Below are 13540 nucleotides of genomic sequence, written 5' to 3' on the forward strand. Positions count from 1 at the left end.
GAGCGGTCCTTTCAGTTGATCAGCGTCGGTTTGATCGGCTGGGTATTGGTCGGCAGCACGCCAAGGCGCTTGGCGACTTCGGTATAGGCATCGGTCAGGCTGCCCAGATCGCGGCGGAACACGTCCTTGTCGAGCTTCTGGCCCGTCTTGACGTCCCACAGCCGGCAGCTGTCGGGGCTGATCTCGTCGGCCACGATCAGGCGCATGAAATCGCCATCCCAGACACGGCCGATCTCGATCTTGAAATCGACCAGCTTGATGCCGACGCCGTAGAACACGCCGGTCAGGAAGTCGTTCACGCGCAGCGCCAGCGCCACGATGTCATCGAGGTCCTGCTGGCTCGCCCAGCCGAAGGCGATGATATATTCCTCGGGCACGAGCGGATCGCCCAGCTCGTCGTTCTTGTAGCTGTATTCGACGATCGGACGCGGCAGCGGCGTGCCCTCTTCCATGCCCAGACGCTTCGCGATCGAACCGGCGGCGAAGTTGCGCACGATCACCTCGAGCGGCACGATCTCCACCTGACGGATCAGCTGCTCGCGCATGTTGAGCCGTTTGATGAAGTGGTTCGGCACGCCGATATTGGTCAGGCCGGTCATGAAATACTCGGACAGGCGGTTGTTGAGCACGCCCTTGCCCTCGATCACGTCCTTCTTCTGCGCGTTGAAGGCGGTCGCGTCGTCCTTGAAATACTGGACCAGCGTTCCGGGCTCGGGGCCTTCATACAGAACCTTCGCCTTGCCTTCGTAGATCTTCTTGCGCCGGGGTGCCATCGCGTCTCCGTTCTCACTTGGCGCGGCGGTGCCAGGGCCTGCGCCGCATACCGTCGGGAATGCCGCGCCCGCCCCTGCGCGCCGTCCGCGAAAGGGTGTTGCCCGCCCTATAGGACAAGCCCGCGAGTCTCGCAAGGTAAAGCGCACGCCACTTCACGCAGATGCACAGCCCCGTCAAACCGTCCAAAACGCGGCCCTTTCCTCTTGCGGCGCACGCCGTGCATGTGCATATCGGAGGTAACGGAGACTTTACCGGGAGGGACGTGGGCCATGACCACCTTCGACGATCGCGAAAACGCCTATGAGAACAAGTTCGCGCATGATGCCGAGCTGCAGTTCAAGGCCGATGCCCGCTGCAACAAGATGCTGGGCCAATGGGCCGCAGAGCTTCTGGGCAAAACCGGCCCCGAGGCCGATGCCTATGTCCGCGAGGTCGTGACCTCCGATTTCGAGGAAGCGGGCCACGAAGACGTGTACCGCAAGCTCTCGGGCGATCTCGGCGACAAGGCCGATGAACAGACGATCCGCGCGAAGATGGCCGAATGCATGGCCGAGGCGCGCCGTCAGGTGGTCGACGAGGCCGAGTGAGCCCTCGCCGATGACGCAGATTGGAAGGCCGGATGCCGAGCGCGTCCGGCCTTTTGCATTTCAGTCCGAGATTGCAGCGCCTTCATCAAGAACATGAAGGAAACGAATTTGCCAATTCCCGCCTGTCATGGCAGGACAAACCCAACCGCCGCGCCCGACGCGGCCCTTTGCATTTGACGAGGCCCTTATGACCGCCCCGAAAACCGACGCGCTGAGCCGCCTTCTGGAAACCCGCGATTGGCTGATGGCCGATGGCGCGACCGGCACCAACCTGTTCAACATGGGGCTGGCCTCGGGCGATGCGCCGGAACTGTGGAATGCCGACGAGCCCGCGAAGATCGCGAAGCTTTATTCGCTGGCCGTCGAAGCGGGCTCGGACCTGTTTCTCACCAACAGCTTCGGCGGCAATGCCTCGCGGCTGAAACTGCACAATGCGCAGAACCGCGTGCGCGAGCTGAACCGCCTCGCCGCCGAGATCGGCCGTGACGTGGCCGACAAGCAGTCGCGCCCGGTGATCGTTGCGGGCTCGATGGGCCCGACCGGCGAGATTTTCGCGCCGATGGGCACGCTGACGCATGAGCTGGCGGTCGAGATGTTCCACGAACAGGCCGAGGGCTTGAAAGAAGGCGGCGCGGATATCCTCTGGGTCGAGACGATCTCGGCGCAGGAAGAATACAAGGCCGCCGCCGAGGCCTGCCATCTGGCGGGGATGCCCTGGTGCGGCACGATGAGCTTCGACACGGCGGGCCGCACGATGATGGGGCTGACCTCGCAGGCGATGGTCTCGATGGTCGAAAAGCTGGCTCACCCGCCGCTGGCCTTCGGCGCAAATTGCGGCGTCGGCGCGGCCGACCTGCTGCGCACCGTTCTGGGCTTTGCCGCCACCGGGACCGAGCGCCCGATCATCGCCAAGGGCAATGCGGGCATCCCGAAATATGTCGACGGTCACATCCATTACGACGGCACGCCCGAGCTGATGGCGGAATATGCGGTGATGGCGCGCGATTGCGGCGCGACGATCATCGGCGGCTGCTGCGGCACGATGGCCGAGCATCTGGTGGCGATGCGCGAGGCGCTGGAGACGCGTCCGCGCGGCGAGCGCCCGACGCTCGATCAGATTTCCTCGGTTCTCGGCGGGTTCTCGTCGGAGGATGACGGGCTGAGCGGCGATGCGCCCAAGCGCGAACGACGGGGCCGTCGCCGCAGCTAAGCGCGGTGTAAGGGGCTCTGCCCCTCGGCCTTGCGGCCTCACCCCGGGATATTTGAACCAAAACGAAGGAAGGGCCGGGGTTTCCCGGCGGATGGAGCATGCACGCGTCTCAGATGAGATCAGAACAGTTCGAGCTGATCGCCCGGCCGGGGCGGGACGCGGAACTGCGTCACGTCGAGATCAGGCAGATGACGCGAGAAGCCCAGCCGCTTGCAGCTCAGCTTGAACCGCTGCTGCAACAGTTCCGCCATCTCGCCCTCGCCCTTCATCCGCTCGCCGAAGCGCGGATCGTTGAGCTTGCCGCCGCGCATGTCGCGGATCCGGCCCAGCACCTTCTCGACCTTGCCGGGGTGATGCCGCTCCATCCAGTCGGCGAAAAGCGGCGCCACCTCATGCGGCAGCCGCACCGGCATCATCGATGCGGCCTTGGCCCCTGCCCTGCGCGCCTCGGTCAGGATCGCCTCCAGCTCGTGATCGGTGAGCCCCGGGATCATCGGCGCGGCCATGACGCGCACCGGGATACCGGCACGCGACAATTCGCGGATCATGCGGATACGGGTCGGCGGGCTGGGCGCGCGCGGCTCCAGATCGCGGGCGAGTTTGGCGTCGAGCGTCGTGACCGACACGCCGACCTGCGCCAATCCCGCCTCCGCCATCGGCGCGAGGATGTCGAGATCGCGCAGAATGGTCGAGCCGCGGGTGACGATGGAGACCGGGTGGCGATAGGCCCGCAGCACTTCCAGCACGGCGCGCATGATCTCCATCTTGCGCTCGAGCGGCTGGTAGGGATCGGTATTCGTGCCGATGGCGAGCACGTTCGGACGGTAGCTTTTCTTGCGCAGCTCGTCTTCGAGTACTTGCGGCGCCTCCGGCCGTGCGATCAGCCGGGTCTCGAAATCCAAGCCCGCCGAGAGGCCGAGATAGCCATGGCTGGGGCGCGCGAAGCAGTAGATGCAGCCATGCTCGCAGCCGCGATAGGGGTTGAGCGAGCGCTCGAAGGGCACATCGGGCGACTGGTTGCGGGTGATGACGGAGCGGGGACGCTCCACCGAGACCTCGGTGCGGGTCAGGCGCTCTTCTTCGGGAATGTCCCAGCCGTCATGCTCGGGCGCGCGGGCGAAGGGCTCGAACCGGCCCACGGGGCGCGCCGCGGCACCGCGCGCGCGCAGACGCTCGGACGGGGTCGCGGGGGGAAGATCGAATGGCAGACTCATGCCCGGAATTTAGAACGAAATGAGAACATTTGCCAAGTAGAGTCCGGATGCGGACCCACCAACACCATGCGAGGTCGGACAAAACACCGCGCATGTCGCAAATCGCCAAGACTTGACGGGGCCACGGCCTCACCACAGGGTAACACCGGCTAGCAGGAGACTATTGGACATGGCCGAAGACGACGACGATATCATCCTCTCGGAACTCGACGACGACGAGCTCACCGCGCAGATGATGGATGACCTCTATGACGGTCTCAAGGAAGAGATCGAAGAGGCCACCCACATCCTGCTCGATCGCGGCTGGACGCCGTATGACATTCTGACCAAGGCCCTCGTCGCGGGCATGACCATCGTGGGCAACGACTTCCGCGACGGTATCCTGTTCGTGCCGGAAGTGCTGCTGGCGGCGAATGCGATGAAGGGCGGCATGGCCATCCTCAAGCCGCTGCTGGTCGAGACCGGCGCGCCGCGCATGGGCAAGATGGTCATCGGCACGGTGAAGGGCGATATCCACGATATCGGCAAGAACCTCGTCGCGATGATGATGGAAGGCGCGGGCTTCGAGATCGTCGATCTGGGGATCAACAACCCGGTCGAGAACTACCTCGAAGCGATCGCGCGCGAAGAGGCCGACATCCTCGGCATGTCCGCGCTGCTGACCACCACGATGCCCTATATGAAGGTCGTGATCGACACGATGAAGGAACAGGGCATCCGCGACGACTACATCGTTCTGGTGGGCGGTGCGCCCTTGAACGAGGAATTTGGCAAGGCGATCGGCGCCGATGCCTATTGCCGCGATGCCGCCGTGGCGGTGGAAACGGCGAAGGATTTCATCGCCCGCAAGCACAACCAGATGAGCGCCTGATCGCCTATCGCGCGCGCATCTAGGCTGATATGCATGGAGAAGGCCCCGATTTTTTCATCGGGGCCTTTTCATGTGCGCTTCCCCGCCCCATACTTGAAGAGAAGGGGGAAACGAGAAATGCCGCTGCCACATTTTCTGCTGCTGATCCTGTTTGTGATCGTTCTGGCGGGCTTGACGATCTGGGCCTTTGCCGCATCGGGCGTGCCGATGGCGATGCTCGGGCTGATGGTTCTCGTCGCAGCAGGCGTTGCCCGGATGATGGCACGGGTGGAATGACCGCCCAGAAAGCTGCCTCGCTTCCCGGCGACACGACCTTATCCGAAAATGGCTTAGCTCCCGAGGGCTCGGGGCGTCTTCTGCTGATCGCCTGCGGGGCGCTCGCGCGCGAAATTCTCGCGCTCAAACGGATCAATGGCTGGGATCACATCGATCTGACCTGCCTGCCCGCAAATCTGCACCTATACCCCGAGAAGATCACCGCCGCCGTCGAAGAGGCGGTGCTGCGCTATCGCGACCAATATGACGATATCTTCGTGGTCTATGCCGATTGCGGCACGGGCGGGCAATTGTTGGAAAAGTGCAAGTCTTTGGGGGTCGAGATGGTCGAAGGCCCCCACTGTTATTCGTTTTTTGAAGGCAACGCGGCCTTTGCCGAAACGGCGGAAGACGAAATCACGGCCTTCTACCTCACCGATTTCCTCACCCGGCAGTTCGACGCTTTCGTCTGGAAGCCGATGGGCTTCGACCGCCACCCGGAACTGATCCCGATGATGTTCGGCAATTACGACCGGCTGATCTATCAGGCCCAGACCGACGATCCCGCGCTCGACGCGAAGGCGCGTGAGGCCGCGGAGCGGCTCGGCCTGCGCTATGAACGGCGTTTTACCGGCTATGGCGATCTGGCAACCAGTCTCGCCAAATTTGCCACGAAATCGGGCAATCCGGCTTAATCCTCTTTGAATTTTTCTCAAAACCCGACCTGCGGGGCTTGGCATCGCTACGTCACCCGGGTATTGGCTTCGCCAAATCTCACATCCCTCCGGCCCGCCCCTCCCTGGTCGCGGGCCTTTCTAATTGCAGGACAACCGTATGACCTTGTCGCAATGGCGCAGCCAGTGGACTGGCAACTACCGCGCCGACATTCTTTCCGGTCTCGTGGTCGCGCTCGCGCTGATCCCCGAGGCCATCGCTTTCTCGATCATCGCAGGCGTGGACCCGAAAGTGGGCCTCTACGCCTCCTTCATGATCGCCACGATCACAGCTTTCTTCGGTGGCCGCCCGGGCATGATCTCGGCCGCGACCGCCGCGACCGCCGTTCTGATGGGCACTCTGGTGCGCAGCTACGGGCTCGACTACCTGCTGGCCGCGACGGTGCTGGCGGGCGTGCTGCAGGTGATTGCCGGCGCGCTGAACCTCGGGACCGTGATGCGCTTCGTGTCGAAATCGGTGATGACAGGCTTCGTGAACGCGCTCGCCATCCTGATCTTCATGGCGCAATGGCCCGAGCTGAACCCGGCCAACGTACCGGTGGTGGCGACCTATGCGCTGGTGGCACTCGGCCTTGCGATCATCTACCTGCTGCCGCGCTTCTTCCGCGCCATCCCCTCGCCGCTGATCGCGATCCTCGTTCTCAGCGCGGTCTCGATGGGGCTGGGGCTCAACGACGTGCACACGGTGTCCGACATGGGCGCCCTGCCCGATCAGTTGCCCTCGCTGCTGATCCCCAACGTGCCGTTCACCTTCGAGACGCTGCAGATCATCCTGCCCTATTCGGTGGGCGTGGCGGTCGTCGGCCTGCTGGAGAGCCTGATGACGCAGAACATCGTCGACGAGATGACCGACACGCGTTCGGACCGCCGTCAGGAATGCTTCGGTCAGGGCATCGCCAATTTCTGCACCGGTTTCATCGGGGGCATGGCGGGCTGCGCGATGATCGGCCAGTCGGTGATCAACGTCACCTCGGGAGGCCGCACGCGCCTGTCGACCCTCACCGCGGGGATCGCGCTTTTGATCTTCTGCGTGGTGCTGGGCGAATGGGTGGGCCGCATCCCGATGCCCGCGCTGGTGGCGATCATGATCATGGTGTCGATCGGCACGTTCAGCTGGGCCTCGCTGGGTCAGCTGCGCACGATGCCGATGTCGTCCAACGTGGTGATGCTGGCCACCGTCGCCTTCGTCGTCGCCACCCATAACCTCGCGATCGGGGTGCTGGTGGGCGTGCTGCTCTCGGGGATCTTCTTCGCGGGCAAGATCGCGCGGATGACCGAGATCTCCTCGCGCTACAACGAGGCGCATCACCTGCGGACCTATTACATCAAGGGCCAGATCTTCTTCGCGACCGTGGAAGAGTTCAACCGCGCCTTCGACTTCCAAGAGAAGCTCGACCGCGTGGTGATCGACCTGACCCACGCCCATATCTGGGACATCTCATCGGTCTCGGCGCTCGACCGGGCGGTGGGCAAATTCCGGATGTCCGGCACGGATGTGAAGGTCGTGGGCATGAACCACGCGACCGAGACGATCATCGACAAGCTGTCGAATGGCGGTCAGGTCGCGGCGGGGCACTGAGGGGGCTCTGCCCCCGCTTGCTGCGCAAGCCCCCCGGGATATTTTCACCAATACGAAGAAGGGCGTGCCGGAGACGGCGCGCCCTTTTCTTTAGGCTTCCAGCTCGGTGTCCCAGTAGAGGAAGTCCATCCAACTTTCGTGCAGATAGCCTGGCGGGAAGCGACGCCCGATGCGCAGCATATCCTCGGGCTGGGGCTGGCGCGCGGGTTTGAGAAGATGCATCCCCGAGCGCTCCAGCGGCTTGTTGGCCTTGCGCAGGTTGCACGGCGCGCAGGCGGCCACGACATTCTCCCAACTGGTGATTCCACCGCGCGAGCGCGGGATCACATGGTCGAAGGTCAGATCGCCCCGTTTTCCGCAATACTGGCACTTGAATTCGTCCCTCAGAAAAAGATTGAAGCGCGTGAAAGCCACGCGCTTCTGGGGTCGGACATATTCTTTGAGGACGACGACGGAGGGGATTTTGAAGGCCTGCCTCTGGCTGCGCACCACTTCTTCGTATTCGGCGAGGATCGTCACCCTGTCGAGGAAGACCGCCTTTATCGCCTCCTGCCAAGGCCATAGCGAGAGCGGGTAATAGGAAAGCGGCCGGAAATCGGCGTTGAGCACCAGTGCCGGGTGCTGTCTCAGCGCCGCCGGTTCGCGGGTGAATTGGGTTCGAAAATTCGTCCTGTCGCACTCGTCCAGCATGGGTGACTCCGTCCTCGCCCTGTCGCCTGCCTCGGCTCAGGGGCGGGGTCCGCCCCTGCCTTATCCATGACTATATATGGCGTTCGCGATCTGGCAAGCCTCTTGATCTCGCGATTGCTGCCATGCGGCATGGGTAGCAAACAGCCATGACAAAGAAATGACGCTACGCGAGCGTTTGGCAAGGTTGCAGGTGCCGCGGCGATCGGCGGCCGCGGGCATCTCAGCCCGGCAGTTTGTCTTGCAGGAAGGACAGCGCCACCGAGAGCCCGTCGGGCGCGATCCCGTGGCCGGTGCCCTTCATCACATGGGCATAGGTGTCGAACCCCGCCGAGACCAGCGCATCGCCCGCCTTGCCCATATCGGCGAAGGGCACGACCGGGTCCTGATCGCCATGGATCAGCAGAACCGGCGGCTTCGAGATCGCCTCATTGCCCAAGGCTTCCGGGCGAAGAAGACGGCCCGAGAAAGCCACCAGCCCCGCGACAGGCTCGGCCCGGCGCGGCAGCACTTCGAGCGCGGTCATCGTGCCTTGCGAGAAGCCGATCACGGCGAGCTGCGCGGGCGTCAGCCCCTGCTCTTCCAGCACGGAATCGAGGAAGGCATCCACGTCGGCTGCCGCGTCCTTGAGACCTTGAGCGGATTCCGCTTCGCTGGAATTGTCGATCCAGGGGATCGGGAACCATTGACGGCCGTAAGGCGCCGCGCGGCAGGGCTCGGGCGCATCGGGCGCGAGGAACAACGTGTCGGGCATGTGCTGGCCTAGCGGATCGGCGAGGCCCAGCAGGTCCGCCCCGTCCGCGCCGTAGCCATGCAGGAACACCACGGCGGATTTCACCACCCCCGATTGCGGCTCTTTGCGTCCGGCTTCCAGCTTGCGGGTCATGGGGCAACTCCTTCACGATCTTTACAGGCCGCGTAATAGGCCCAGAGGCCGCGCGCCGCAACCGCGCGCCAAGGCGACCAGGCTGCCGATAGCTCATTGAATTGTTTGCGCTTGGGACGTTCGGGCAAATCGAACAGCAGCCGCGCCCCCTCGGCCAGCGCGAGATCGTCCACCGCGAAGACATCGGCGCGGCCCAGAGCGAAGATGAGATACATCTCCACCGTCCAGCGCCCGATGCCGGGGATCGGCAGAAGCTGGGCGACCACCTCCTCGTCGGGCATCGCGCGCAGACCCTCGAAATCGACGCCGGAATTGGAGAGCGCCTGCAGGTAGCGCACCTTCTGGCGCGAGAGGCCACAGGCGCGCAGATCCTCTTCCGAGGCGCCCGCGATGGAGACCGGATCGCCATAGCCCGCGCCGATCACCTTGTTGCGGATGGAATTGGCGGCGGCGACGGAGACCTGCTGGCCGATGATCGCGTCGCGCAGCGCCTCGAACCCGTCCTCGCGGCGGCGCAGAGGCCACGGCCCCGTCAGCGCGCAAACCTCGGCAAAACGCGGCTCGGCGCGGCAGAGAAATTCGGTGCCCTCGGCGATATCGTCTTCGCAGGTAATGATACGTCCAACCATGCGCGACACCCTGCCTCATGCCGCGCCCGCTTGCCAGCCCCCAATCGCCACGCTAGCAAGCTGTCATGAGTGACATGACCGCCCCTCCCGCCTCTCGCGAAAAGCGCAATACGATCGTGCTGGTCCTGGCCCAGGCGCTTCTGGGCGCGCAGATGCCGATGATCTTCACGGTGGGCGGTCTTGCGGGTCAGATGCTCTCACCCAATCCCTGCCTCGCGACGCTGCCCTTGTCGCTGATAATTCTGGGTTCGGTCCTCTCGGCGCAGCCGATGTCGGAATTCATGGCCGCGAAAGGCCGCCGCGCGGGCTTCATCCTCGCCAATGCGATGGGCGCGCTGGGGGCGGCGACCGCGGCCTATGCACTCTATCACGGGTCGTTTGCGCTGTTCATGCTGGGGTCGTTCTTCACCGGCACCTATATGTCGGCGCAGGGGTTTTACCGGTTCGCGGCGACTGATACCGCCAGCGCGGAGTTCCAGCCCAAGGCGATTTCCTATGTGATGGCGGGCGGGCTTGTGGCCGCGATCATTGGCCCGCAGCTGGTGAAGGTCACGAGCGAGGCGATGGTCGTGCCCTTCATGGCGACATATCTCGCGATCATCGGGATCAATGCGCTCGGGCCGATCCTGTTCTCCTTCCTCGACATCCCCGCCCCGGGACGCCGCAAGAAACATGAACATCACGAGGGCCGCACCCGCCGCGAGCTGCTGAAAGACCCGGTGATCCTCGTGGCGATGATCTGCGCCATGGTCTCCTACGCGCTGATGAACCTCGTGATGACATCGACGCCGCTCGCGGTCGTAGGCTGCGGGTTCGAGCAGGCAGACGCGGCCAATATCGTCTCGGCTCACGTGCTGGCGATGTATCTGCCGAGCTTCTTCACCGGCCACCTGATCGCGCGCTTCGGCAAAGAAGTGATCGTGGGCACCGGCCTCGTGATTCTGGCCGCGGCGGGTGCAATGGCGCTGAGCGGCGTCGATCTCGCACAGTTTTATGCCACGCTCATCCTTCTCGGTCTCGGCTGGAACTTCGGCTTCATCGGCGCGACTTCGATGCTCGCCTCCGCCCATAGCCCTGAAGAGCGCGGCCATGTGCAGGGGATGAACGATTTCGTGGTCTTCGGTGGCGTCTTCCTCGCCTCGCTCGCCTCGGGCGGACTGATGAACTGCACCCAGAGCGGCAATGCCCAAGCGGGCTGGCAGGCGGTCAACCTCGCGATGATCCCCTTCCTGACGCTGGCGGGCGCCGCGCTGATCTGGCTGGTGCTGCGCCCGAAAGAGACCCGCTAAAGGGGGCGCCGCCCGCCCTTCGGCTTGGCGAAAATATCCCGGGGTGGGAATTCGCGACAGCGAAGGGAGGGGCAGCGCCCCTCCGACAACGTCTCAATCCAGGGTAAGGCTCAGGCCAGCTTGGCGATGCGCTCTTCGAGCACGTCGAAGGGCACGCCCGGCTCGTCCTTGGCGCAGCGGATCACCAGCGAGGTCTTCACGCTGGCCACGTTCTCGGCAGCCGTCAGTTGGCCGGTCAGGAAGCTCTGGAAGCTCGAGAGGTCCGGCGCCACGCATTTCAGCACGAAATCGATCTCGCCATTGAGCATGTGGCATTCGCGCACGAGCGGCCATTCGCGGCAGCGCGACTCGAAGTTCGACAGATCGGCTTCGGCCTGGCTGTGCAGGCGCACCATCGCGAAGACCTGCACTTCGAATCCCAGCTCGCGCGGGTTCACATCGGCATGGTAGCCACGGATGTAGCCCGCTTCTTCGAGCGTGCGCACGCGGCGCAGGCAGGGCGGGGCCGAAATGCCCACACGCTTGGCCAGTTCGACATTCGTCATCCGCCCGTCCGCCTGCAGTTCAGCGAGGATTTTGCGGTCGATGTCGTCGAGCCGGGAGGTGGGCATGTTGAAACAATCCTTCGTGGGTTGCGGCAGAACTTACCGCTGGAAGAGAGGATGCGCAATAATATTTCGCGGACTGCTCCGCAAGTGCTATTTGTCGCGGCAAGCAGGGGCTTTTCGGCGCGCCTCGCTCCGACTATATCCGTCGGGCAGAATTCCAAGGAGGCAGGCATGTCCGAGACGAAGAAAACCAAGGTTCTGATCATCGGCTCCGGCCCTGCGGGCTACACGGCGGCGGTCTACGCGTCGCGTGCGATGCTCGAGCCGGTTCTGGTGCAAGGCATGCAGCCGGGCGGCCAGCTGACCATCACGACCGAGGTCGAGAACTGGCCCGGCGAGAGCGAGATTCAGGGCCCCGACCTGATGGTGAAGATGGAAGAGCATGCCCGCGCGATGGGCACCGAGATCATCATGGACATGATCACCGAGCTCGACACCTCGAAGCGTCCCTTCGTGGCGAAAGGCGATTCGGGCACGACCTACGAGGCAGCAGCAGTGATCCTTGCCACTGGGGCGCAGGCGAAATGGCTGGGGCTTCCCTCGGAAGAGAAGTTCAAGGGCTTCGGCGTCTCGGCCTGCGCGACCTGCGACGGGTTCTTCTATCGCGGCAAGGAAGTCGTGGTGATCGGCGGCGGCAACACCGCCGTGGAAGAGGCGCTGTTCCTGACCAACTTCGCCTCCAAGGTGACGCTGATCCACCGCCGCGACACGCTGCGCTCGGAGAAGATCCTGCAGGATCGCCTGTTCAAGAACCCCAAGATCGAAGTGGAGTGGAATCACACGGTCGAGGAAATCCTCGGCGACGAAAACCCGCTCGGCGTGACCGGTGTGCGGGTGAAATCCACCGCCGACGGGTCCGAGAAGGTCATCCCCTGCGATGGGTTCTTCGTGGCGATCGGGCACGCGCCCTCGTCCGAGCTGGTGAAGGACAGCCTGAAGATGCAATCGGGCGGCTATGTCTGGGTGGAGCCGGGTTCGACCCGCACGTCCACCCCCGGCATCTTCGCCGCCGGCGACCTGACCGATCACACCTATCGTCAGGCGGTCACCTCCGCCGGTATGGGCTGCATGGCCGCGCTCGACGCCGAGAAATTCCTCGCCGAGCAGGGCGAAGCCGAGTGATCCCTTTCCACGGCGCGGTCTGGCGGATCCTCTTCGCCGACCGCGCTGATGATGCTTGCGAACCGGCCCGCCATCCGGAGGGCCGGTTTCATTATTCCGGACAGGTGGCACTCTATGCCTCACTGAGTGCCGAAGGGGCTGCCGTGGCGCTTCGGCGCTATGTGCGAGCCGGTGACCCGCCGCGGGTGATCATGCCGCTGGAGATCATGACAGAGGCGATGGACGATCTGCGGGGCACAGCCGATCAGGCGGCGGCGTCTGTGGTCTGGCAAGATGGGAGAGCGAGCGGCACGCCCTCGCCCACCTGGCGCTTCTCGGATCGGGCACGCAAAGGTGGCGCACAGGGGCTGATCTACGCCTCGCGCTCACGCCCTGATCTGAGCCATCTGGTGCTGTTCGCGGTCTCGTCCGCAACAGTGCGGCAGGCCGGCCCTGCGCAACCGTGGCACCCGCCCTACCCCATCCCATCTGTGTGAGACGCCATTGCACCGTCGCGCGGCTCCTCTAGGGTTAAGACCATCAGGAGGAGGCCGCTCATGCGCTGGCGCGGGGTCAATCACGTCGAATTCTCGGTGCTCGACTATGACAAGTCGATCGCCTTCTACGATGCGATGTTCGGATGGCTTGGATATGAGAGCTTCTGGACGCTCGATATCGGCAATCGCTCGACCTATTACATGGCGCGCTTCCCGATGCCGCATTCCTATATCGGCATTCAGCCTGCGCGCTCGGGCGAGAAACTGGACCACGCGGCGCGCGCCGTGGGCATCCATCACATCGCGCTCTGGGCGAAATCACGCGCCGAGGTGGATGCGTTTCACCGCGATTTCCTGATCCCGCGCGGGCTGTCGGTCACGGAAGCGCCGCAGGAATATCCCGTCTATGCCCCGGGCTATTACGCGGTGTTCTTCGACGATCCGATCAACGGCATTCACTGGGAACTGGCGCATATCCCGCGCATTCCAGGCCTTGGTGCGATACGCAGGTTCCGCGCGGCCTTGAGAGCCGCGCAAAAGGAGCATCCGGAATGGGACGGCCCACCCGAGAAGATCGCATTCCGCGACCTGCCCGGACGGCGCTGAACTTCGGCTCTGA

The 13540-nt window shown here is 64.0% G+C and carries 16 protein-coding genes; 10 read left to right on the plus strand and 6 right to left on the minus strand.

Annotated elements, in window-relative coordinates; translation table 11 throughout:
* Positions 1-11: 11 nt before the first annotated feature.
* Complete coding sequence (gene purC / locus BMI91_RS01650) at positions 12-773, minus strand: phosphoribosylaminoimidazolesuccinocarboxamide synthase (RefSeq protein WP_078539474.1); 762 nt, start codon at positions 771-773, stop codon at positions 12-14.
* 270 nt (positions 774-1043) lie between these two features.
* On the opposite strand from purC, the gene BMI91_RS01655 reads away from it, so the two are divergent.
* Positions 1044-1361 carry a DUF1476 domain-containing protein gene (locus BMI91_RS01655; RefSeq protein WP_078519365.1) on the plus strand — a complete coding sequence of 106 codons (318 nt, stop codon included), beginning with the start codon at positions 1044-1046 and terminating at the stop codon, positions 1359-1361.
* A 187-nt stretch (positions 1362-1548) separates the two neighbouring features.
* Positions 1549-2571, plus strand: coding sequence for a betaine--homocysteine S-methyltransferase (gene bmt / locus BMI91_RS01660; protein ID WP_078603764.1), 1023 nt, complete (start codon positions 1549-1551; stop codon positions 2569-2571).
* Between the two features lie 119 nt (positions 2572-2690).
* Here the strand turns inward: bmt and BMI91_RS01665 are convergent, their stop codons facing one another.
* On the minus strand, positions 2691-3785 hold the full coding sequence (locus tag BMI91_RS01665) for a PA0069 family radical SAM protein (protein WP_078603765.1): 1095 nt from the start codon (positions 3783-3785) through the stop codon (positions 2691-2693).
* A 169-nt stretch (positions 3786-3954) separates the two neighbouring features.
* Here BMI91_RS01665 and BMI91_RS01670 point away from each other — a divergent pair, with 169 nt between their 5' ends.
* The 4 genes from BMI91_RS01670 to BMI91_RS01680 all read left to right on the plus strand — a co-directional run bounded on the left by BMI91_RS01670 (position 3955) and on the right by BMI91_RS01680 (position 7224).
* Positions 3955-4656, plus strand: coding sequence for a corrinoid protein (locus tag BMI91_RS01670; RefSeq protein ID WP_078599260.1), 702 nt, complete (start codon positions 3955-3957; stop codon positions 4654-4656).
* Between the two features lie 117 nt (positions 4657-4773).
* Positions 4774-4932 (plus strand): hypothetical protein, encoded by a 159-nt coding sequence (locus BMI91_RS20115; RefSeq protein WP_165756922.1) that lies wholly within the window; start codon positions 4774-4776, stop codon positions 4930-4932.
* Entirely contained in the window at positions 4929-5606 is a 678-nt protein-coding gene (locus BMI91_RS01675; RefSeq protein WP_078603766.1) for a DUF1638 domain-containing protein, read from the plus strand. Before BMI91_RS20115 ends, BMI91_RS01675 begins: the two co-directional genes overlap by 4 nt.
* 139 nt (positions 5607-5745) lie before the next feature.
* Entirely contained in the window at positions 5746-7224 is a 1479-nt protein-coding gene (locus BMI91_RS01680; RefSeq protein ID WP_078539480.1) for a SulP family inorganic anion transporter, read from the plus strand.
* Between the two features lie 90 nt (positions 7225-7314).
* On the opposite strand, the gene BMI91_RS01685 is transcribed toward BMI91_RS01680, so the two are convergent.
* The 3 genes from BMI91_RS01685 to BMI91_RS01695 all read right to left on the minus strand — a co-directional run bounded on the left by BMI91_RS01685 (position 7315) and on the right by BMI91_RS01695 (position 9426).
* Positions 7315-7914 (minus strand): HNH endonuclease, encoded by a 600-nt coding sequence (locus BMI91_RS01685; RefSeq protein WP_078519371.1) that lies wholly within the window; start codon positions 7912-7914, stop codon positions 7315-7317.
* 220 nt (positions 7915-8134) lie between these two features.
* Positions 8135-8797 carry an alpha/beta hydrolase gene (locus BMI91_RS01690; protein WP_078603767.1) on the minus strand — a complete coding sequence of 221 codons (663 nt, stop codon included), beginning with the start codon at positions 8795-8797 and terminating at the stop codon, positions 8135-8137.
* Positions 8794-9426, minus strand: a complete 633-nt coding sequence (locus tag BMI91_RS01695) for a DNA-3-methyladenine glycosylase family protein (protein ID WP_078603768.1) — start codon at positions 9424-9426, stop codon at positions 8794-8796. Before BMI91_RS01695 ends, BMI91_RS01690 begins: the two co-directional genes overlap by 4 nt.
* A gap of 74 nt (positions 9427-9500) precedes the next feature.
* On the opposite strand from BMI91_RS01695, the gene BMI91_RS01700 reads away from it, so the two are divergent.
* The gene (locus tag BMI91_RS01700; protein WP_078603769.1) at positions 9501-10715 is read left to right on the plus strand and encodes an MFS transporter; all 1215 of its coding nucleotides are present in this window, start codon (positions 9501-9503) and stop codon (positions 10713-10715) included.
* A gap of 110 nt (positions 10716-10825) precedes the next feature.
* Here the strand turns inward: BMI91_RS01700 and BMI91_RS01705 are convergent, their stop codons facing one another.
* Positions 10826-11326 (minus strand): Lrp/AsnC family transcriptional regulator, encoded by a 501-nt coding sequence (locus tag BMI91_RS01705; RefSeq protein ID WP_078519374.1) that lies wholly within the window; start codon positions 11324-11326, stop codon positions 10826-10828.
* A 168-nt stretch (positions 11327-11494) separates the two neighbouring features.
* Here BMI91_RS01705 and trxB point away from each other — a divergent pair, with 168 nt between their 5' ends.
* Genes trxB through BMI91_RS01720 form a run of 3 tightly spaced genes read left to right on the plus strand, consistent with a single transcriptional unit; the run spans position 11495 to position 13527 of the window.
* Positions 11495-12445 (plus strand): thioredoxin-disulfide reductase, encoded by a 951-nt coding sequence (trxB, locus tag BMI91_RS01710; RefSeq protein WP_078603770.1) that lies wholly within the window; start codon positions 11495-11497, stop codon positions 12443-12445.
* Entirely contained in the window at positions 12442-12921 is a 480-nt protein-coding gene (locus BMI91_RS01715) for an RES family NAD+ phosphorylase (protein WP_078603771.1), read from the plus strand. Before trxB ends, BMI91_RS01715 begins: the two co-directional genes overlap by 4 nt.
* Positions 12922-12981: 60 nt before the next feature.
* Positions 12982-13527 (plus strand): VOC family protein, encoded by a 546-nt coding sequence (locus tag BMI91_RS01720; protein ID WP_078603772.1) that lies wholly within the window; start codon positions 12982-12984, stop codon positions 13525-13527.
* Positions 13528-13540 lie beyond the last annotated feature (13 nt).

Source organism: Thioclava sediminum, from assembly GCF_002020355.1.
Classification (GTDB): domain Bacteria; phylum Pseudomonadota; class Alphaproteobacteria; order Rhodobacterales; family Rhodobacteraceae; genus Thioclava; species Thioclava sediminum.